Raw genomic sequence first — 21,736 nt, 5'->3', positions numbered from 1 at the left:
AATACGCTCAAGCCGTGACCCTCTTGCGCCAAGATACACGGAATGAGGTTTCAGACACTCCCCGCACCGAGCGGCGGGTTCCCAAGGCCCGCCGCTCCCTCCATTTTCCGTGGATTTGCAGCCTCAAGCGACTCTGTCCTACCTGCTTTTTTTCTCAAGAATAGGGCAGATCGGTCGGATCAGACGGATGGGACCTATCCCTCCGCGGCCTTCACTCCCGCGTCGATAGCAGCCTTTCCTTTTCGGTAGGCGTCGTAGGCGTCGTCGATCATCCAGGCGTCGATCATGATCCAGCCCCGGTAGCCGCCGTCCCATAGCGTTTTGAGGGCGGCGGGGATGTCGCAATGGCCGTCGCCGCAGGCGAGGTGTTTTGAGGTACCTTCGAACAGCGTTCCGTCGCAGTCGGTGAGATGAACATGCCCGATGTGTTGCACACCCAGTTTCTGCAGCATCTCGTGTGGCTTGCCTTTGCTGCCCCACATCAAATCGAAATGGCTGGGATCGAAGTTGGTCTTGCAGACGGGATGATCGACCTCGGCAAGAATGCGTTGAAGCGTTTCGAACGTATTGAAAATGAACGGAGGCTCAATCTCGAAGGAGAAATAGAGTCCCATATCGGCGGCGCGCTTTGCGGCCTCGCGGTAGCTGGTAACCAGATTCGTAATTGCCGCGTCGAGATTGGCGTTGCCCGCGAGATCGCCGCCGGGCCAGTTGCCGATGAATTCGCAGCCCATTGCGCGCGCCAGATTCAGATGTTCCGTGAACTTCACCAACCATGCCTCGCGTCGCGCAGGATCGGCGGCATAGGAGTCCGAACTGCCGGTCTGAAACGTGTAGGGCTGCAGTCCGTAGGATTCGTACAAGCGCTTGAGCGCTGCTATACGCTCGGTCTCGTTCGATTTCGGGTAACCCCCATGAGGCCATCCTTCCACCAGTTCCACACCATCGAATCCTTCTCGGCTCGTGAAGTCGAGGATTTCCCAGATGGGGTACGAGTGCTGGAACCTGCCCTCGGAGGACATGAAGCCGTTTAGGCCGACGGAGGTCTTCCAGGGTTTGGCTTTGACGTCTTGAGCAAGCGACTTGCCAGATGTGAGTACGGCGGCTAACACGGTAGATGTCTTCAGGAACGTACGCCGTGAAGTGTGCATCAATTCCTTCCTTCTGCGGCTGAGTGCCAATCACCGCACAAATACAATAACGAATTCAACCACGGATGGCGCTGATGGCACGGATAAAGAATCGCTGTTATGATATTATTGTTAATGATATAGATTTGTGTGTGTCGGTCGTTTGCCCGTATTACTGACTAGCACGCCGGAACTCATTTCGCAACTGGCCCGCTTGCAAGACTTGCAACGAAGAACGGAACAGTTCGTTGTGTACAAAGCATGTTCGCGAGACTTTGTCGTGGAATAACCACAGTGTCATGCACGTAAGCAATCCGCGCCGACGCTTAATCGCGTCGATACAATTGCGGAATGGAAACACTGAAGAAGGGGGGCGACTTTTGATCCACGAAGATATTACGCATGCAATCATCGGAGCGGGGATGTCTGTCTCGAGTGAATTGCGGCCGGGGCTAGACGAGAAGATCTACGAGCACGCGCTTGTCATCGAGCTGGGTCTGCGAGGCATATCGTGCGACAGTCAAATGAGATTCCCGGTTTTCTACAAGGGCCACGAAATCGGAATTCTCATTCCAGACCTCGTTGTCGAAGGGAAGGTCATTGTCGACACAAAGGTCGTCACGGCCTTCAGTGACGAGCATACGGCTCAGATCCTCGGTTACTTGGCAATCACAAACCTGGAAGTGGGCCTTCTTCTGAACTTCAAGTCCAACCAACTGACTTGGAAGCGAATCGTCCGAAGCGAGCCTCGTTGATCGAATTGTCCCGCATCCGTGCCATCCGGGGAATCCTTGGTTGAGTTTCTTCTCTATTTCTTATAGACGTCTGGACCGGGTACGAACTTGTCGTAAGGGCCGGCAGAGAACGAGAGGATTTCCGCCATATTCGGAAGGGAAGGTTCGGTGCGTTCGATACGCCACACTTGTTCTTTCATGGAGAGGGTAAACCACACTTCGCCGGTATCGTTGCAGGGGAAAAAGGCTTGTGTCTGCCCGATGCGTCCGGAGGGGTCGCTAATGGCTGTGCCTGAGAACCGGCAATACACCAGCACGCGAACCTGACCGGAGGAATCGAATGCGGAGAAGTCCCACTCGCGGATTTGCCGGTCCATTCTGCAGGCGCCGTATCGTTCGAAGAACCATTGAAACGCGCGTTTCACGTATTGGAACCGCCACCACTGCGCATCCTGGTATTCCGTCGTATAGAGATCGAGAACCGTATCCAGATCTTCGGCGGCAAAGGCTTTGTCCAGGGTTTCGAGACGCTCGGCAATCTCTTTCGCGAGCGGTATCTTGTCCTCCGGAAGCCCTTCCGTGTTCGGCCACCACACTTGGGACTTAGGGCGCGCATCGGCTGGGGTTTCCAACGGTTGTCCCTTGGCCATGGCCGCGATATTGCTGATGACTGCCTCTTCGACGATGCGGCTCTCCGCCACACTGAAGGCGAGGTAATCTCCGTAGTTGACCGTGCCCGAGTAGGGAGCCTGTTCGTTCGTGAGAGCGGTTACCGCGTAGGCAAACGCAGCATCGGCGCTGGGCGTTGGGTCGGTCCACGTGCGGCGATCGGTCCCCTCGGCGATCAAATCGAATTCGCCGCCGGGGTAAGGGCGCTTATAGATCTTGAACGATACGTCGCCCTCGCGGAACGGCCACTTGAGAACCACGGTTCCGTTCTGACGTTCGGCTTCCAGACCCACGACAGGCGCAGGCAGACTGGGAATCTCAAAGGTTTGCTCTGAGTACAGGTTCTCTTGAGTGTGCATCACGAAGACGCCACGTCCTACGCGCGACACAAAGGCTGTGCCGCCGCCGTCGGGTTGATGAAATTGGTCGAGCAACTGATTCCAGGCCTGCGCGGACGGGGTCGTGCCGGCAGGGACGATTCGTCCGAACATCGAGGACACATCGGCGGGAGCGAACGCAGACAGGATTGGCACCCAGTAATGGCGGCCGGTATTAGGGATCAACTCGCTAATTTGGCCGGGCCGCTCCATGCCATACGCGCCCAGCATCAGCAGCCCCTGATCGCGAACGCCATCTACGTCGCGCAGGTTAATCTGAAACGCTTCGGGCGTGGGGGCCACGGCGAGTTGGCAGGCGACGGCAGCTTTCTTCTGGACAAACTCGCGGCGCGCAATAAGGCCTTGCTGTACCATTTCGCGAAGGGCCGGTTGAATGGATTCTTGCCAGTACTTGGCCCGTTCGCCAAACCAAAGGTCACCCGGCACGTCGAACGCGTATGCCGTCGCGCCGCCCATAGCGCCATTTAGCAGCATGGCCCGGTAGAGCTTGGGCGGCATTTCGACCGGTTCTTTGCGTCGGCCAAATACGCCGGGTTCAAGGAACGATGCGTTGCGGTACCAGTTGGACGATGCTGAGACGCCCCATTGGTCGACGGCGCCTTCAAGCCACATGCCCATGAGCGCACCCTGCTGCGCAATCGTATCGCCCTTATCCGTGTCCACCAGGGGAACGACGAAAGCGCGGCATGCCATGAGCTGTGCATAGAGAGGTCTGCACGCGGGATTGCTCATCAGCCGCAGCCAACGGGGACCGGCGAGCCGTATGGCGATGAAGCGTCCATTGTGAGCGGCAATTTCGACAGCGGTGGTGAGCCACCGCGCGGCAGGCGGCGCTCCAAAATCACCGCCCCCGCCAAAACGGTCATAGGTGTTGAAGTCAAGGTCCGCCGCGAGCACACCTTTGACGCATGGGAACGTTGCAAGCAATTCATCGGCAAGCGGGATCGGATACACGCCCATCGGATTCGCGTCAGCTATCTGGAGTGCCACGGGTATTTCGGCTTGCTGGAGGGACTGAAGCGCGGTGCGAACGGCTTGGTCACGGGCTGTCGCGTCGGGCGTGTCCACGGAAATGGCCAGCACCGAGAAGGGCTTCATGGGTTCAGGTAGAGCCGCCCAGATTCCAGCGACCTGCTGTGCATAGGCAGCACCATCGAGCGTGTCGCTCGGGGGTACGGCAAATAGAAAGAGAGGGTGGTCCGCGCTAATCTCGACGCTCATCGGCGGAAACGTCTGTGCGGCTACGCCGGACACAAACGCGACGGCGATAAGGACGGCGCGTGCCTTCCCCCGTATGTCTGAACCCCTAACCATTCGCGCGATTCTATCCCGCATTTTGCACCGGCGCAACTGAACGCCAGCGCAAAATGCTTACGTGCAAGACTTTGAGGCTATTCCATGGGGATTTCAAACAAACGCACACTGCTTGCCGAGGTCTGCTTCGCTTCCCGCAAAGAATCCTGCAAACGCACAGGTTGCGAGAGAAGTCCGTGTGTGTTCGTGAGAAATCCGGACTACGAATCTGACGTGCGTCAGAACTGTGACAAACTTCCGTTTTCACTCCCGCTAGACATCCTCCGGAGACTTGCACCGCGGAAATGCTCCATGCCAAATGCAGACTGCCTCTGGAGTCTCTATCCCTTTTCCGTGTGCGGAGTTGCAGCACAATTTGTGATTTGAGGCCCGCAGAAGTGATTGAAAAGCCAAGTTGCGTCACTGAGCCATACGCGTGGTGTACCGAGCCTTGTGACGCGAATCCAGGCAGGTTCTGGTCGCTGTACCGTCAGCGTTCTGCTCTTTTTGGCGCGTAAGGAAGACGACCCTACAAGACCTGGTGTGTCCTGGCTTGAGGACGACCTTTCCAAATAATATGGGCAAACAGGTGAATAATGTGGCACAATCGTGCTCGTGGAAGTTTGCCGATCGACCGAGCAGGCGGAAGTCGGCACATGTTCGGGTCTCAATGAGAGGTGGCCGTATATGTCTAAGTCTGCCAACATCTTGATTGTGGACGACCAGGGAGTCAATCGGCAGATACTCGCCAAATTGGTCGCCGATCTTGGCCACAGCTCGATTCAGGCCGAAAATGGCGCCGTGGCGTTGAAGCAACTCAAGGAACACAAAGTGGACCTCGTGTTGAGCGACGTCATGATGCCGGTTATGACAGGCTACCAGTTCTTGGAACATGTAAAGGCGGACGAGTCGCTCCGGCATATACCGGTGGTGATGGTTTCGGCGCTGGACGAGATGCAGAGCATCACGCATTGCATCGAGTTGGGTGCGGACGACTACCTTCCCAAGGCGTTTAACCCCATTCTGCTGAAAGCGCGGCTCAACGGATGTCTCGCCAAGAAGGACCTCCACGATAAGGAAGAGGAACACCGGGATCGCATCGAACGCTACAATCGCGAACTGGAAGAGCGGGTGCGTGAACAGGTGAAAGAAATTGCATCAACGCAACTTGCGTTGATTTTTGCGCTGGCCAATCTCGCGGAATCGCGCGACCCCGACACGGGCGAGCATCTCGAGCGCATGCGTCAATACGCGTACACGTTGGCCAGCAAGATCCGCACGTTTCCCCAACACGCCGAACTCATCGACGATTCATACATTGAAGACCTGTATGTGGCCGCGCCGCTCCACGATATCGGGAAAGTCGGTATTCCCGATCGCATTCTCCAGAAGCCTGGCAAGCTTACCGAGGAAGAGTTTGAGATCATGAAGAATCACGCGACGATAGGCGCGACGACCTTGCGCCGCGTGGATGAGAAACATCCGGGCAATAGCTTCTTAAAGATGGGTATTGAACTGGCCGAAAGCCATCATGAGAAGTGGGACGGCACAGGTTATCCTCATGGTCTCGCGGGAGCCGATATTCCGCTTGCGGGCAGGATTCTCGCTCTGGCGGACGTGTACGACGCCTTGACGTCGAAGCGGTGTTACAAGGAAGCGATGCCGCACGAGAAGAGCAGGGAGATTCTGCTAGAGGGCAAGGGCAAGCACTTCGATCCCGATGTCGTTGATGCGTTCATCGATAGCGAGGAGGCCTTCTTCTCCATTCGGTTGCGTTATCAGGACACGGAGAAGACGCTGCTCGTATAGTCCGCAATTTGCACCAGCGCGATTGAGCGCCGACGCAAAATGCTCACGCGCAGGACTTTGAGGTTTTGCCATGAGGATTTCTCGCGAACACACTCTGTTTTCGTAGAACCGCTTTGGCTTTCGCTGCAAGTCTCGCAAACACACCGGTTACGAGAGAGGTTCAAGCGTGTTTGTGAGAAATCCGGGATAGTTCGCTCTACGAGCGAAACGGAAGCACGCACCGGAACCCGACCGTCGGCAGCCGAGTCTCAGGAAAGAGCCCCTTCCTCGCCGAGCAACGAAGCTCCTGCACAGGAGAATTCCACGCGCCGCCTCGCACCGCGCGCTTGGGCGGACCCGATTGGGCCGCTGCTTCCCGCTTTGCGGGGTCATAGGGCAAGAACCAATCGGACGTCCACTCGTACACGTTTCCACCCATATCTTGGATGCCGTCCGGAGTAGCGCCGTCTTCATGCATTCCCACGATAGAAGGCATGTTGAGATGATCGCCGTAATTGGCGCGATTGGAATCGGCCTCGTTGTTACCCCAGGGATAGCGGCGGTTCTCTTTGCCCCGTGCCACGAATTCCCACTGGGCTTCGGACGGAAGCAGCTTTCCCGCCCACTGTGCATAGGCCGTGGCGTCGTCCCAACTTACCCCGACCACGGGTTGATCATCGCCGCCGTAATCACGCTGCCCCCAGAGTTTGGGTTTGGGATGGCCGGTTGCCTCGAGAAACTCCCGATATTGCCCAACCGTAACGGGGTGAACGTCAATATAGAAGGGTTCAACGTAGGCTTCGAATTGGGGCGCCTCATCGGGAACCGCGTTGTTCCCCATCAGGAAGCTTCCGCCTTCCATGAGGAGCATGCCCTCGGTTGACGCTTGCCGGCCGGTTTCCGATGCGGCGGCGGCAAGCGGCGTACGGCGATAGGATTCAACGTAGGCTTGAAGCAGACTCCTTCGGAAATCGCCTGCCGATTGCCAACGATCTTCGGGCGCTTCCTTTATTGCCTTGTTGAGAATCTCCAGAAGCGATGGAGCGACGTCGTCGCGGGCCTGCTGCACCTCGATGGGATCATCCAACGGCGTGCGAAGTGTCAACAGTTCCTTAAAGATGACCCCCACGGCGTACAAGTCTGCCCGCAGGTCGATGGGGAGGCCGGCGCGGAGTTGTTCTGGCGCGGCATAGGCTTCGGTACCGACGACTCTCGTTGCCTTGTCCTTCTGCTTGTGCTTGTCTTCCCCACTCCCCTCATGGCGCTCTTCGTCCAACACTTTCGCGAGTCCGAAGTCGAGCACCTTCACGCGTTCACCCGGCTGCAACATGACGTTCTCGGGTTTCATGTCGCGATGGATCACGGTGCGGTGTGCGTAGTCCAGCGCGTTGAGGATTTGCGCGGTCAAGTCTACGGCCAGTCGCACGTCCATGAAGCGGCGGACACTTCGGAAATGCCGCAGGACCGACCTCAGCGAACGCCCCGCCAGGAATTCCATGGAGAGGTACATAATCCCCTCGGGGGTCGCGGCGACATCGTGCACGGCGACAATATTCTCATGCCGCAACCGGCGCGCGATTTGAGCTTCGTGAATGAAAAGCTGAATTCCTTTCTGCGTCTGAAGGAGAAGCGGATTCAAGAACTTGAGCGCAACGCGCTCGTTCATGAGCGAGTCCCATGCGCTGTAAACGACGCCCATTCCGCCTTTGCCCAAAGGGCTTTCTATGGCATAGCGATCCGCGATGCGAGTGCCGACTTCAAAAGCGAGGCTGAGTTCGTCCGCAGCTTGTGCAGCACGAGGAACGACTAGCGCGGCGCCGCATCCAAAGCAGACGCCCGCGCGCCCTTGTACGGTGGGAGGTACAAGTATCTTCAACCCACAACTTGAGCAAATGACCGTTATCATTCGATTGCGTTCAAACTCACATATACGCGGCTGAGGCAGCAGGCGTAGCCCCCGTCCCCCGCAGGTGAACAAAACAGGCGGGAAACGCGCCGGCTTTCCCGCCTGCCAATACCCATAACGTACGTAGTCGTTACTGTCCTAACGTGGCGAATTCGGCAAACTCTGGAGTCACGGGGAACTGATCGCTTGGATACTTGACGAACTGCACGTGCCCGTCCATGAACAAGACGTTCGAGCCTCCCGGAACGTGGCTGAAATTCTGCACTTTTTCGCTCACCACATCAAAGTACACCGCCAACTCGGATTGCCCCATGGAACTTGCGGCTGCATTGTTGATGTCGGAAATAAAGAAGCGCTCAATACCCTCGCGCAGGCGGCGCACTTGAAGCGTGCCGAGCAGCGGATGGTCCAATTCGAAGTCTTCGTCGGGCGCCAGATAGATGCTGGCCATCTGCCCGGCCACCGTCGCGATATCGGGCCAATTCTGCAGCCACGCATTATCGGGGATAGCGAACCCGATGTAGCCGTAGGACGCATCCCCCTGGTCTGCCAATCGCACCATATCGATGTCACCGTTGGCGTTTACCCAAATCTGCGTGGGGTCGCCGCCGGGGTCTAGGACGTTCCCGGCCTCCGCATCCGATGGACAAATCATCACAGAAACGTCCGTGAGATACTCTGGGTAGATAGCGGCCGGTTCCGGAGTCGAGCTGTTTGCAGTGGTCTTGGGAGGCCACTTCTCCCCTTTCGACTCGTTCGCGTACATTTTGAACACGATACCCATTTGTTTGAGGTTGTTCTGGCAACTGGCCCGCCGTGCCGCTTCGCGGGCCCGCGCCAACGCGGGTAATAGGATTGCCGCAAGAATTCCAATGATGGCGATAACGACCAGCAATTCGATGAGCGTGAAACCATGTGTTCTCGTTTTCAAAGTCGATCCTCCCACTATGCCGACGACAGTTGAAGGCTCACACACGCTCCAGCGTTCACGTGTGCGCCGTTGTCCCCACATACACAGAGATCGAACGCTCGCACGAGGTTGCACCGTTGGTGCCGGCCGACGGCTGACTCAGGTAGGACCGCCGGCATCGTAGCGGCAATTTCAGCCCCGAGGGGCGCGCTCCACACCCCTCAAGTCTAGCATTGGCGGCGATTATCGGCAAGGATAAACCCGCGAAATTCAGAGATTTGTCGCTTACAAGGGGCGATTTCATTTGCATCGGCTCGTTGCCACGTGGTAGCATGGCTACGCCCATATCGGAGAGATGACCGAGTGGCTGAAGGTGGCGGCCTGCTAAGCCGTTGTATGGGTGTTAGCCTGTACCCCGGGTTCGAATCCCGGTCTCTCCGCCATATTTACCTTCCAGCGCATGAACCAGCAAAACGCGCCCCTGAATTCGTGAATGCCGTACGAATGCCTGACTCGCGCGGTCCCAAGCTCAATCTGCGGTCTACATCGGCCCGATTGAGTTCCGACTCAAGATGCTCACGTGCACGATTTCTAGGTTTTGCGATGAGTTTTTGCCCGCGACATTCATGACAATCGTCGTTTCTGTTCACCATTGACCGGAATACCGTTCAATGATTGCCGCACACATTTCTTTCTGTTGGTCGATATCCGATCGTATCACCTGATTGTAGAGTTTTTCGGCAATCGACAGGAATGCGTCGAGGAAGCTCGGGTCAAAACTCCTGCCTCGTTCCTTTTGCAGGATATCGAGTGCTTGGTTGAGAGGCATCGCCTCCTTGTATGGCCGCTTCGACACCAGTGCATCGAAAACGTCCACTATCGAGAAGACTCGAGCCTCAATGGGAATCTTCTCGGCCTTTGTGCCGTCGGGGTAACCAGCACCATCAAACTTCTCATGGTGTGAGCGGACCACTCGCGCCGCTCCTTGAAGCCATACGGAGTTAGCGACAATGTCGTCGCCGTGGATTACATGCATCTGCATTTCCTGCCGCTCCTCATGCGAGAGCTGACTCGGCTTGAGGAGTATGTTGTCGGGTATACCTACTTTGCCAATGTCATGCAAAAACGCGCCCATGAACAGCCCTGACATCAATCGAGGGTCTACCTTGGCTGCTTCAGCAAGCCGGACTGCCATTATTGCGACTCGGAGATTGTGCTCCCCTGTGTCTTGATCTCGCATTGCGACTACGTTGCCCAGAATCACCAGTAGATCCACGTGCGTCATCTGAAGGTCTACGAGAAGGGCAAGGACGTGCCGGACAGATATTACGATGATGGGACATAGTAGTAACGTGACGGTCAAAAAGATTACGAAAGGCATCTCGTTGACTTGCGGAAAGAGATACCTGAGTGACTCCAAAAGTGAAGCGCCAACCAGTACAAATGCGAGAACGGCCAACCCGAGCCGCCAGAGAATTCGCTTCCAAAGGTTGCGGTTGAGGGAACGGCTCAGAGTCGACTGAATTCTCCGGGCCAAGCGTTCTTCATAGGCCAGGTAAGGGCCGTGGCTGTGAGTGTTCATAGCTTTTGACTCCGAGCGGGCGCCCCAGTGGAGTGAGGCGTTCGAGTGTAGATATGACAAACCTAGTGCCTCTGTTGGTTGTACCACTTCCCCAGCCCTGGGATACGCGAGGCCTATAAGACACTTCCACACAGATCCTGGCGAAAGTGGACTTTTGTACTAAGCTTTTCTCGCACGGCACCGAAAAGTGGATTTACGTATGTAGAGGTGCTTCGCGACTGCGTCGACGCCCCCTCGCCGTCTTGGCAATGACACCGGCAGGCGCGTAAAGCGTCTTTGACGGCCGCGACTATTGCCGAAGATGGCGCTGGCTTGCTAAGGACCGCGAGAATGCTTCCTGCACTGAGTTCTCTAGCGCGTTCCAGTGTCTCACGGTCCGACCCCGAATGGACGATGAATCTCGCTTTTGGCGCGAGGGCGCGCGCCTCCGAAATCATGGTTAGCCCGTCCTTCACTGGCATGGCCCCGTCGGTTACGACAAGGTCAAAGTACTCATGACAAAGAAGTTGCAGTCCCTCAAAGCCATTGGACGCCTCGGCTACATCAAATCCCGCGCGGATAAAAAGGATGCTGAGGAGAGTTCGCATGGCTTGATCGTCATCTACAACAAGAATTTTGGCTGGTCCGTTTGTGAAGTTCTCCTCCACGCCAGGGGTCGTCGGAGATTGTGAAGTTTGACCTAAATCCATGACTTGTTCTCCTCTACAATCGGGTTTCAGGCTTGCACTGACACGGCTGCAGACAGACCAATGCGTCACTTTCTTGAGAAAGCGCGGGGCAGGAAAAGGAGAGACTTGCGCCTCGCCTGAAGTAGTGGAAGCGTTGCCATCAATTCCGTTTGGTTGACGCGCCACGGCGGACCCTACACTGCTCTTCATGTGAATCATTCCTTCCACCGAATGGAGAATCGACCCGGGGTAGTCGCATTCGTCTTGGCTTTGTTCCGCCCTTCGAGGTATGCCGCGTGTCTCATCACCGCGTGTTGAACGGTGTGGCCGATATACGAGACATGCGCTCCCAGAATTCTCAGGACTGTTCGCATTTCCCTTCTCAAGGCACAGCAGCAAATGGTTCCGCCGCGCGACTGGATTTCCTCCGCGACCACACTCATCTCGTCGAGAAAATCGAGCGACACGTGTTCCACGAGGTGGAAATCGAGCAGGATGTTTGGCGATTCGCTCCGCCGTGAGATGTCACGCACTTCGTTAGCCACGACGGCGATTGACTGAGGGTCCTTCAGTACGGGAGTCCGTATGGAGACCACAGTAATTGGCCCCGCTTCCGCGGCGTCCACCAGTGCTTCTGTCGAATGGTTCGTATCCATATTTCCAATCTCCTTGCGTTCAGTCAGCCCTTCCTTTAAAAGGCCCTTAAAGGAAATCTGGAGAGGAGGGGCCGGGCGCGCGGGGTAAGGCACGCGCCCGGCTTGAATGATGGAGGGGCTTCCATCGGGGTAAGGGCTATCGGAGTGACGACGTGTGTGTCCGACGGCGGTATCGAAGCATCCACGTGCACCGCTATCGCACAGATCAATCATCGGTCGGCCTTCGCGGCCACAGCGGGCGCTTCACCTTCGGCGCATGCGGGACGCACTCGATAGACTGCCGCATACATCGTCGGCAGAACGATCAGCGTCAACAGCGTGGCTGCAAGCAGGCCGCCGGCGATAGCGACCGCCATAGGCCCCCAGAACACACTTGAAATCAGTGGAATCATGCCTAGGATTGCCGCTGCGGCGGTCAACATAATTGGACGGAAACGAAGTATCGTGGCGTTCAGAATCGCATCCCACGGCGACTGGCCTGCCGCGAGTTGTTGATCGATTTGATCGATAAGGATCACGGAATTGCGCATGATGATCCCGGCAAGTGCCAGGATGCCAAGCTGCACGACAAAACCCATTGGCCTCCCAGTCAAGAGAAGGCTGATGCTAACCCCTATGATCCCCAGGGGGGCTGTAAACAGGGTAAGCAGCATCTTGGGAATGCTCTTGAGCTGAAACATAAGCAACGTGAGGATCACGGCCAGCATGGCGGGAACAGGCTGCAGCAACCAGTTCGAGGCCTTTATGCTGTCTTCCAGAGGTCCCCCAACGGAGATAGAGTAACCGGGAGGCAACGTAGCCCGAAGTGAGCTCAGACGTTTGAACAGAACCTTGGTCGCGTCATTCCCCAGCACTCCGTCAACGGTGTTGGCCTGCACCGTAATGGTAGGCTTCAGGTCTCTCCGCCGAACCAACCCGTCTTCGGCCTCAAATGTAATTTTTGCGATTTGGTCCAACGCCACGGAATTCCCGTTCCCGACCGGAATGCTCAGGTCCTTTATCTTCGATAGGTCGGTCCTATTCCGCTCACCAACGCGAAAGACGATGTCGACTGTGCGGTCTTGTTCACGGTATTCACTGAGAGGCGCGCCAGAGACGAATGTCTGCAACGTCAGAGCCAGGGTCTGGCTATCAATTCCCTGCATCCTGGCTTTGTCTTGGTCGATGGCGATGCGCATGATCTTGCTCTTCTCATGCCAGTTCAGGTTGACGTTCCAGAGGTTTGGGTCGGCTCGCATAACGTCAGAGACCTGTTGTGCGAGGTCTCGCACTTTGTCGCGCTCATAGCCGCTCACGCGGAGCATAACGGGGTATGAATTTGGCGGTCCCGTTTGGATCAACTTAATGTTGCTTTGAATCTCAGGAAACTCGCGCTCCAGAGTCTGCTTCACTTTGCCTGACAACTCTTTCCGAGTTTCGAGATTCTTCGCAACAAAGATCACTTGAGCGAAATTGCTGTCCGGATGCGCGGGATCGGACGTCAGCACAAACCTCGGGGCTCCAACGCCGACGTAAAGCGATAGACTCTCGACATTCGGATCCCCTTGGAATCGTTGGCTGAAAGCCATGGCCCTGTCTTCCGTGGCTTTCATCGACGCGCCTTGCGGCAATCGCAGGTCCACAACCAGTTCAGGGCGCGTCGATGCGGGGAAGAACTCCTGCTGGACTTTGCCCATCAAGTACAAGGACACCAGAAAGCACAACGTCGTGACGATGAGCACCAGACCCCGGTGCCGCAAGCACCAGGCCAGAAGGCGCTTGAAGAGCCCATAGAAACGGGTGTCGTAGATGTCGGTGTGGGCGCCTTCCGCGGCGGGCTTCACCCGCACAAGATAGTGTCCCAATAACGGAGTCACGGCTCCGGCTGCCAGCCACGAAAGCAATAGCGCAATCGTTACCACGGAGAAAATGCTGCCAACGAATTCCGACGCGGTTCCTTTCGAAAAGCCGACGGGGATGAATCCGGCACAAGTAACCAGCGCTCCCGTCAGCCGGGGGTACGCCGTCGCCGTATACGCAAAGGATGCCGCCTTCGAACGCTCCCAGCCCTGCTCAAGCTTCACGATCATCATTTCGATGGCGATGATGGCATCGTCCACGAGGAGGCCCAGCGCAATGATGAGTGCACCCAAGGAAATCTTGTGAAGATCGATACCGATCATATTCATACACACAAACACGCCCGCGATCACCAAGGGGATACAAAGCGCGACTACTACGCCTGAACGAAGGCCGAGGCTGATGAAACTCACGATCAGTACAATCCCGACTGCCTCGGCAAGGGACTTTACGAACTCGTCGATAGACTCCTTAACAACTTCCGGCTGATTCGCGACCGTCGAAAGCTCCATCCCTTGGGGAAGTTGTTGTTTAACCTCGTTCACCATGGCCTCGAGATTCTTACCCAGAGTCAGGATGTTTCCGCCCTTTTCCATGGAAATAGCGAGACCGATAGCTTGGCGCCCATTGAAGAAGAACTTTGGCTCCGCGGGTTCTGCATACGTGCGTTCGATCTTGGCCACGTCACTCAGGCGAAGCGCCATCCCTCCGACGCGAATCGGAATGTCTCGCAGACTGTCCACGTTATCGAAGATGCCGGTGACTCGCAGGTATACGTTGTCTGTAGAGGTCTCAATCATTCCCGACGGGGTCATCGCGTTCTGCGCCTGGATGGTATGCAGCACCAATCCAGGGTCGACTCCGAACTGCGCAAGTTTGACATTGTCAATTTCTATGTAGACCTTCTCGGGTTGAACACCTACGAGGTCTGCCTTGCGCACACCCGGTACAGCAAGAGCGATTCGACGGACCTTCTCCATCTGCGCGCGCATCTCCTCCATGGAGAATCCGTCGGATGTCAGCGCGTAGATGCACCCGAATACGTCGTCAAAACGGTCATTGAGAAACGGTCCAATCACGCCTTGCGGAAGCGTGTGCCATATGTCATTCACCATGTTGCGGACTTCGAGCCAAACTGGCCGCACCTCGTCCCCAGTGACTGCGTCGTCCTTTAATGTCACGTAGATGACCGATTTGCCTGGGTAAGAGTAACTGTCCAAGTAGTCCAGACCTGGCGTGTCCTGTAGTTTCTCCTCAAGCTTATCCGTCAACTGTTCTTCAACGTCGCGGGCGCTTGCTCCGGGCCAACCCACTGCAACAACCATCTTGCGAATGGTGAAGTCTGGGTCCTCCATCCGCCCGAGTCGCATGTAGGAAATTGCCCCTCCCACAAACACGACCGCAACGAAGTAGAGGACGATTTGGCGATTCTTCAGGGCCCAATCTGTAAGGTTGAAACTATTCATGACAGTGTCTCGGCAGATACCCGGACTTTTTGGCCGGGCACGAGTTTGTGCACGCCGGCCGTGACGACGACATCGCCGTCTTCGAGGCCGTTCAGCACGCGCAACTTGTCATGTTCGAATCCGTCCAATGTGACAGCGCGCAGTTCGAGCTTTCCATCCTGGACAACCCAAACGTTTGGCCTGTCATCTTCCTGATAGATGGCGGATAACGGAATGAGCCGCACCGGAGCGATATCATCGTCCTCGTCGGCGCGGACCGATGCTGTCATCCCGAGCTTAATCTCGGCCGGTGCGTTCAATAACCGAATCCGCGTCTTGTACGTTCGCAGAATCGGGTCGGCCATTGGCGCTGTCTCGCGAATCTCGCCAGGCAACTCAACACCGGGCAATGCCCAAAAAGAGACTGTGATGGACTTCACGTCTCGCAACGAGTCTATCCGGTTCTCTGGAATAGAGATTTCCACTTCCCGGTCGCCGTCCCGAACGAGCGTTATAACGGGCATTCCCGGGGCGATGACTTGGCCAACCTCCGCCGAGATTCCAGCGATGACACCACTCTGATCGGCGCGCAATAGGCTGTACTCAAGCTGATTGGAAGCTTGAGCGTAGGACGCTGATGCTTGCTCGAGAGCGGAGGAGACTGTGTCATATTCCATCTGGCTCTGGTCCAACTTGACCTTGGCAATTGCCCCCTCTCTGTACAGACGCTGGAAGCGCGCCAAATTGACCTCCGCCAAGCGCATTTGGGACTCGGCGGCCCGAACTTGGGCAAGCGCGAGGACGACGGATTCCTTGATATCCTTCGGGTCGATTTCCATAAGGACGTCCCCAGCGTGAACTACATCCCCCAATTGCACGTTTCTCTTTACGATGCGTCCTCCGGCCTGGAACGCCAGAACGCTCTCATACCGGCCGCGAACCTCACCGGAATACACGTAACTCCGCGAGTCTGAGACCGAGCTAACGACCTGGGTGCGAACAACACACTCGTTTTCAGAGGCAAAGGGAACTTCATCGGGCATTTCGCTGTCCGGATTGATTGCGGCGAAGGCTGTGCGATGCACACGCTCCTTCACAATCGTCTGGAATGGGGTGAAGGCATAGAGCGTCGAAAACGCGGCCAGCATGGTGGCTGCCGCAGCGACAACTGTCGACCATCTCGGCTTACCAAAGCGGCCGACTCTTTGATTGGGTCGTTTGCTATCCTCGGATCTAAGCATTGGGATGTCTCCTTGAATTGGCCTCTGCGTCAACAGTGCCCTCGAACTTGGATAGAATGGCTGTCCTGGTGGCGGTCCCGACGACCTCGCCCTTGACCTTGCCATCCACGAAAAAGACGAGCGTGGGAACGGCTCGGATGCCGTACGAGAGGCCGAGGTCAGGGTTCTCGTCCGCGTTAACCCGCACGACCTTTAGCGTCTCCGAAAATAAGCCGGCGATTTCGTCTAGCACCGGTTCAAGCGTGTGGCACGGGCGGCTCCACTCCGTCGAAAACGCAACCAGAACCGGCAGTTCGGATTGCAGAACCTCCAAATCAAAGTTCGCCGAATCAACTTGAAGAGGTCTTGAATTTCTGAGTATTCCATCCATGTTCTTGTCCAACTCCTACGTTTTCTCCGGTAAGAGCAGCACTCATGCCAATTGCGCCAATGACCCTAAAACAAGCAGAGTCAATGGTTTACCAATCAGGGCACTTGAATACCGACGGTACGATATATTGAACGTTCGAAAATACGTTCGAAATCAGGTTGACGGCGTGACCCGGCTCTGCTACTACTACATGCATGGAATCGACCAGCGACAATCGTTTCGACCCCTGGTTCGCGGCAGGACTGCTCATAGATGTTGCCAGCGAACAATCGTTGGAGAATCTGTTCCAAAGATTCGTCAGACGCGGTGCGCAACTCGTGGACTTTGTCCAGGTTTGGCTGATTGACAAGGGTGACCGATGCGAAACGTGCCCGTACCGAGCCATATGTGCCGATCAGACTCGCTGCCTACACTTGGTTGCGGCAGAGGGTAGATCTGCGTTGGGTCCAGCTACAGGGCCACGTCCCTTCGAGAATCTCAATACGCGCGTGCCGCTGGGGGCGGGCTCAATCGGGGAATCTGCCGTTACAAACGTACCGATATTCGGGAAGGTCTCGGATACTCCAACAGCTTCACTGGTTGGTACGCAGTGGATGCTCCAAGAAGGAGTGCAGGAGTACTTGGTAGGCCCGATTCGGTTCAAAGGCGAAGTTCTTGGCATATCAGCAGGATTCGTTCGTGGGAAATGGCCGGAGGACTATCATCCGTGGGGACAGGTCTTTTCGGACCAGTTGGGTGCGGCAATTGCCAACGCACAGGCCTTCCAGGAGATCCATCGCCTCAAGGCACAATTGGAGCTACAGAATTCGTATCTCGAAGAGGCGGTCATTGAGGCGAAGGCGTTCGGCGACCTTGTCGGCCAGAGCGCTCCCCTAAGACATATCGTGAGTCAAATCGATCTGGTGGCGCCGACGGAAGCTTCCGTGCTTATTCTTGGCGAGACGGGTACCGGCAAAGAACTGGTGGCGCACGAGATTCACCGGCGCAGCGGGCGCAAAGAAGGTCCACTGGTTCGAGTCAATTGCGCTTCCATTCCGCGGGAACTGTTTGAGAGTGAGTTCTTCGGCCATGTGAAGGGCTCGTTTACAGGAGCGCTGAAGGATAGGGCAGGACGTTTTGAGACTGCGGACGGCGGGACGATCTTCTTGGACGAAGTGGCCGAGATCCCAATCGACATTCAGAACAAACTGTTGCGGGTGCTTCAGGAAAAACGCTACGAACGTGTTGGGGATGATCGCACGCGTCGCGCCGATGTGCGGATCATCGCGGCAACCAATCGCGATCTGAAGCAGGCGGTCGCTGCCGGGCGGTTTCGTGAAGATCTCTACTACAGACTGAACGTCTTCCCTATCCACGTTCCACCACTACGGGAACGATTGGATGACGTCCCAGCACTGGCAAAGCACTTTGTCGAACTCTCGAGCCGGGACTTGAAATGCGCGCAACCTCGGTTGAGTAGAACTTCGGTCACGAAGCTGCAAAGCTACGATTGGCCCGGCAACGTTCGCGAACTACGCAACGTGATTGAGCGCGCGGTTATTCTTGCGCGTGGCGGCACGTTGGATTTTGACCTGCCAATATCGGATCAACCTGCGCTTCCGGTACTGTCAGCCGCAGATCACCCAGACGACGAGAGTCAGCCCGAGTTTCTCACCGAGGTTGAACTCCGGCGACGTGAGCGCGACAACCTTCGGATAATACTTGAAAAGACCAACTGGAAGATTAAGGGCCCCGATGGCGCCGCGGAACTCTTGGGTGTAAACCCCACTACATTGCTCTCGCGCATGGACAAATGGGGACTTAAGAGACATCCTTCTTAGCAATGATGGGAATGATGCACAGGTCTAGCAGACGCTGGACAAGAGCAACGCCGAAGCTCCGAATTTATTGCCCCCGATCACTTCGGACACTTGGCATCTGAGCATGTCCTGCTTTCTTTCTCGCCGGTTGCGCGGCGACATATCCATCGGTATTATCGCGGGATGGGATTATTTGCTGCGGAGCCGAGGCTGTGGCGCTTCCGGCAGCGTGCGCGAGTGACCGCGGATGATGCGCGGCCCGCGCGGCTTCACCCCAAACGAGGAGAGGTGTCATGACGCGAGTTTTGGTGCCCTTGGCCCAGGGCTGCGAAGAACTTGAGGCCATCACAATCATCGATTTGCTTCGCCGTGCAGACATTACCGTCGTTACGGCGGGGTTGACGGACGAACCGGTCGTGGCAAGTCACGGCGTGACCATTATCCCGGATACGACGCTCGACAAGGCACTGGATGACACGTTTGACATGGTCGTGCTTCCGGGAGGATTGCCCGGCGCGGACAACCTGAACAGCAACGAGGATCTTCACGAGCTGCTTAAGAAGATGGTTGCGAGCGGGAAGTTCGTGGGCGCCATTTGCGCCGCGCCAATCGTGCTTGCGCGGGCGGGCGTGCTCGCTGGAAAGAAAGCGACGAGTTATCCCGGATTCCTGGACAAGATGGCCCTGCCGGATGTTACGTACACGGGCAGCGCCGTGGAACGTGACGGCGCAATCGTGACGGGGCGCGGCCCGGGAACAGCCATGGATTTTGCATTGGAAATCATCGCGATGTTGCGCGGCGCGGATATACGAAACAAAGTGGAAAAGGCGTTGGTGCGCACGTAACCGTGCGCTGCACAGGGGGAATTACGGATGTTTTTCTCGGGTATTTCTGACGAAGCGGGTCCCGCAATCGAGACTCAGATTAAGGCCCACAAGGAATTGGGCTGGAACCATATGGAATTGCGGCTCGTGGACGGACAGAACTTGACCATGCTGCCGGATGAGGCGTTCGACGTGGTCTATGAAAAGGTAACGGCCGCCGGAATGAACGTGTCGTGCTTTGGCAGTGCGATCGCGAATTGGGCGCGCCCGATCACGTGCGATCCGAGCATCGACATTGAAGACTTGAATCGGGCCATTCCGCGGATGCACCGGTTTGGCACGCAGTTTATCCGGGTGATGAGCTACCCCAACGATCCGAAGAACCCCATCAGCGATACGGAATGGCGTAATGAGGCAATTCGCCGTATGCGAGCTTTGGCGAAGCTCGCGGAAGACGGCGGCATCACCTTGGCGCACGAGAATTGCAGCGGTTGGGGTGGTCTTTCCGCCGAAAACAGCAACATCTTGTTGGGCGAAGTGAATAGCCCCGCGCTTAAAGTCGTGTTCGATACAGGCAACCCCGTCACGTACGGACAAGACGCGTGGGAGTATTACCAGGCTGTCTACAATGACATCGTGTACGTTCACATCAAGGACGCGCGCAAGGTGGATGGCAAGGATGAGTACACCTATTGCGGTGAAGGCGACGGATACGTGCGCGAAATCGTCGGAGACCTGCTGAAAAAAGGTTACGACGGCGGGTTCTCCATCGAACCGCATCTTGCGGCCATCATTCACACGGGACAGAAAGCCAACAACGACAATTGGTTGTATGAATCGTACACCGAATACGGCCGCAGGCTGATGAAGATCGTAGAGGAAGTGTCGGCGTAACACATCGGCTCGGCAGGCAGGATGCCTGCCACACATTGGCATCGCCTACATCAGGCACAAGAGGGAGGAATGCGACATGGCGCTACGGAAGACCCAGATTAACGCTTTCTTCGGATCGTTATTTGCCATCATCGTGCTGGTAGTGTTCGCGGCCATCGCGGCGGCCGTCATGGGCAAGCGCATTCCTGGACTGAGCGCCATTTCCGACGCAATGGGGATCGGTTCGTGAGCCATGCAAGCGTCCGGCTACGGCGAGCGATTGTATTGGTCGCATTGGCTCTCGCCTCAGGCGTGACATCGCGAGCTCAGGAGACACCAGAAATACCTCCCTACTCGGTGCAGCCGTACATGCGCGCGCGGTTCGACGAGACAGGTCGCGCGCTGCGTTTTGCAGGCTCCACGCCGAACGACGTGGCAGTCTGGCGTGAAACCGCACGGGCAAAACTGCGCGAGATTATCGGCATCCCCACCATGAAGCGAGCGCCACTTAATCCAAACGTTACAGAGAGTGTCGATTGCGGCGACTACACGCGGGAACGTGTCGAGATTCAGACCGAACCTGGCATCGTCATGCCTGTGTATGTACTCATTCCAAAGGAAGGCAAGAAACCGTTTCCGGTGATGATCGCCCCGCACGGACACGGCGGCGGCGGTAAGCTTGCGGTGGCGGGCGTAGGCGACAACCCGGACGTAGCGAAATCCATCGAAGAGCATCACTACGCCTACGGCGTGGATTTGTGCAAGGCGGGCTTCATTGTGTTCTGTCCCGACGCGCGCGGATTCGGCGAACGGCAAGAGCTTGCGGCGAAGGAACGAGGCATATTGCAGCAGTCGTGCCAGTGGCTCAACAACATGGCCATGCCGCTGGGGCAGACGGTAACGGGCATGTGGGTGTGGGACCTTATGCGTCTCGCGGATTATGTGGAGACGCGCGATGATTGTGACGCCAAACGCATGGGGTGCGCCGGACTCAGCGGCGGCGGCCTGCAAACGCTATGGTTCACGGCGCTGGACGACCGCGTGAAAGCGGCCGTCGTGAGCGGGTATTACTATGGAGTAAAAGAGTCGCTACTCGACATGCACAACAATTGTTCGTGCAATTACGTGCCCCACCTCTGGGAAAACGCGGATCACGGCGACCTCGGCGCGCTCATTGCGCCGCGCCCGCTCATGATTCAAACCGGCGATGAAGACTCTCTCAATGGCGCTGGCGGCCTGGACAATGTGCGTCCGCAAATTGAGTTAGCCCATCGCGTCTACGAAATCCTTGGATCCCCGGAATTCCCCAAGCACGATGTCTTCCACGGTCCTCACCGCTGGGACAGCACAAATGCCGTGCCGTTCTTGGTAAAAAAGGTAAAAAAGTAGAGACACCCGGATAGCGGCATCAGATGGGGTTTTCATCGCTGACCAACAGATGCACAGCGCATTGCAATGCATTGTCGATCAGATGCCAAACACCCTCTCCGCGTTGGCATGGAGGAACATCTCCAGCACCTCATCACTTAATCCGAGTGTAGGGACTTGGCCAAGACACACTTCGGGGGTGAGCATGGGATAGTTGGTGCCAAACATGACCCTGGAGCGCCC

18 protein-coding genes and 1 tRNA gene are annotated in these 21,736 nt (G+C 56.6%); 8 read left to right on the top strand and 11 right to left on the bottom strand.

Annotation, left to right across the window (positions count from 1 at the left end; translation table 11 throughout):
• Positions 1-194: 194 nt before the first annotated feature.
• On the bottom strand, positions 195-1,151 hold the full coding sequence (locus K1Y02_14185) for a sugar phosphate isomerase/epimerase (protein ID MBX7257507.1): 957 nt from the start codon (positions 1,149-1,151) through the stop codon (positions 195-197).
• 278 nt (positions 1,152-1,429) lie between these two features.
• Here K1Y02_14185 and K1Y02_14180 point away from each other — a divergent pair, with 278 nt between their 5' ends.
• Positions 1,430-1,885 (top strand): GxxExxY protein, encoded by a 456-nt coding sequence (locus tag K1Y02_14180; protein MBX7257506.1) that lies wholly within the window; start codon positions 1,430-1,432, stop codon positions 1,883-1,885.
• Between the two features lie 53 nt (positions 1,886-1,938).
• Here K1Y02_14180 and K1Y02_14175 read toward each other — a convergent pair whose 3' ends face one another.
• The gene (locus tag K1Y02_14175; GenBank protein MBX7257505.1) at positions 1,939-4,245 is read right to left on the bottom strand and encodes a hypothetical protein; all 2,307 of its coding nucleotides are present in this window, start codon (positions 4,243-4,245) and stop codon (positions 1,939-1,941) included.
• 666 nt (positions 4,246-4,911) lie between these two features.
• Between K1Y02_14175 and K1Y02_14170 the strand changes: the two genes are divergently transcribed.
• On the top strand, positions 4,912-6,033 hold the full coding sequence (locus K1Y02_14170; protein MBX7257504.1) for a response regulator: 1,122 nt from the start codon (positions 4,912-4,914) through the stop codon (positions 6,031-6,033).
• A gap of 196 nt (positions 6,034-6,229) precedes the next feature.
• Here K1Y02_14170 and K1Y02_14165 read toward each other — a convergent pair whose 3' ends face one another.
• Complete coding sequence (locus tag K1Y02_14165; protein ID MBX7257503.1) at positions 6,230-7,918, bottom strand: SUMF1/EgtB/PvdO family nonheme iron enzyme; 1,689 nt, start codon at positions 7,916-7,918, stop codon at positions 6,230-6,232.
• 130 nt (positions 7,919-8,048) lie between these two features.
• Positions 8,049-8,930, bottom strand: a complete 882-nt coding sequence (locus K1Y02_14160) for a DUF1559 domain-containing protein (GenBank protein ID MBX7257502.1) — start codon at positions 8,928-8,930, stop codon at positions 8,049-8,051.
• A 247-nt stretch (positions 8,931-9,177) separates the two neighbouring features.
• Between K1Y02_14160 and K1Y02_14155 the strand changes: the two genes are divergently transcribed.
• Positions 9,178-9,271 (top strand) — tRNA-Ser (locus K1Y02_14155).
• A gap of 203 nt (positions 9,272-9,474) precedes the next feature.
• Here K1Y02_14155 and K1Y02_14150 read toward each other — a convergent pair.
• The 6 genes from K1Y02_14150 to K1Y02_14125 all read right to left on the bottom strand — a co-directional run bounded on the left by K1Y02_14150 (position 9,475) and on the right by K1Y02_14125 (position 16,629).
• Complete coding sequence (locus K1Y02_14150) at positions 9,475-10,410, bottom strand: HD domain-containing protein (GenBank protein ID MBX7257501.1); 936 nt, start codon at positions 10,408-10,410, stop codon at positions 9,475-9,477.
• 113 nt (positions 10,411-10,523) lie between these two features.
• Entirely contained in the window at positions 10,524-11,099 is a 576-nt protein-coding gene (locus K1Y02_14145) for a response regulator (GenBank protein MBX7257500.1), read from the bottom strand.
• A gap of 194 nt (positions 11,100-11,293) precedes the next feature.
• Positions 11,294-11,734 carry a hypothetical protein gene (locus K1Y02_14140; protein MBX7257499.1) on the bottom strand — a complete coding sequence of 147 codons (441 nt, stop codon included), beginning with the start codon at positions 11,732-11,734 and terminating at the stop codon, positions 11,294-11,296.
• Between the two features lie 209 nt (positions 11,735-11,943).
• Entirely contained in the window at positions 11,944-15,039 is a 3,096-nt protein-coding gene (locus K1Y02_14135) for an efflux RND transporter permease subunit (protein ID MBX7257498.1), read from the bottom strand.
• On the bottom strand, positions 15,036-16,259 hold the full coding sequence (locus K1Y02_14130; GenBank protein MBX7257497.1) for an efflux RND transporter periplasmic adaptor subunit: 1,224 nt from the start codon (positions 16,257-16,259) through the stop codon (positions 15,036-15,038). The genes K1Y02_14135 and K1Y02_14130 overlap by 4 nt, the downstream gene beginning before the upstream one ends.
• Complete coding sequence (locus K1Y02_14125; protein MBX7257496.1) at positions 16,252-16,629, bottom strand: thioredoxin; 378 nt, start codon at positions 16,627-16,629, stop codon at positions 16,252-16,254. Before K1Y02_14125 ends, K1Y02_14130 begins: the two co-directional genes overlap by 8 nt.
• A 194-nt stretch (positions 16,630-16,823) precedes the next feature.
• On the opposite strand from K1Y02_14125, the gene K1Y02_14120 reads away from it, so the two are divergent.
• The 5 genes from K1Y02_14120 (at position 16,824) to K1Y02_14100 (ending at position 21,514) form a co-directional block, all read left to right on the top strand.
• On the top strand, positions 16,824-18,449 hold the full coding sequence (locus K1Y02_14120) for a sigma 54-interacting transcriptional regulator (GenBank protein ID MBX7257495.1): 1,626 nt from the start codon (positions 16,824-16,826) through the stop codon (positions 18,447-18,449).
• A 272-nt stretch (positions 18,450-18,721) separates the two neighbouring features.
• On the top strand, positions 18,722-19,273 hold the full coding sequence (locus tag K1Y02_14115; protein MBX7257494.1) for a DJ-1/PfpI family protein: 552 nt from the start codon (positions 18,722-18,724) through the stop codon (positions 19,271-19,273).
• A gap of 27 nt (positions 19,274-19,300) precedes the next feature.
• Positions 19,301-20,146, top strand: coding sequence for a sugar phosphate isomerase/epimerase (locus K1Y02_14110; protein ID MBX7257493.1), 846 nt, complete (start codon positions 19,301-19,303; stop codon positions 20,144-20,146).
• A 76-nt stretch (positions 20,147-20,222) separates the two neighbouring features.
• Positions 20,223-20,375 carry a hypothetical protein gene (locus K1Y02_14105; GenBank protein ID MBX7257492.1) on the top strand — a complete coding sequence of 51 codons (153 nt, stop codon included), beginning with the start codon at positions 20,223-20,225 and terminating at the stop codon, positions 20,373-20,375.
• Positions 20,372-21,514, top strand: a complete 1,143-nt coding sequence (locus K1Y02_14100) for an alpha/beta hydrolase family protein (protein ID MBX7257491.1) — start codon at positions 20,372-20,374, stop codon at positions 21,512-21,514. The genes K1Y02_14105 and K1Y02_14100 overlap by 4 nt, the downstream gene beginning before the upstream one ends.
• Before the next feature lie 78 nt (positions 21,515-21,592).
• On the opposite strand, the gene K1Y02_14095 is transcribed toward K1Y02_14100, so the two are convergent.
• A partial coding sequence (locus tag K1Y02_14095; protein ID MBX7257490.1) for an amidohydrolase family protein occupies positions 21,593-21,736 on the bottom strand: 144 nt, incomplete at its 5' end.

Source organism: Candidatus Hydrogenedentota bacterium, assembly GCA_019695095.1.
In the GTDB taxonomy this organism is placed as follows: domain Bacteria; phylum Hydrogenedentota; class Hydrogenedentia; order Hydrogenedentales; family SLHB01; genus JAIBAQ01.
This window is presented reverse-complemented; position numbering and strand designations above follow the sequence as displayed.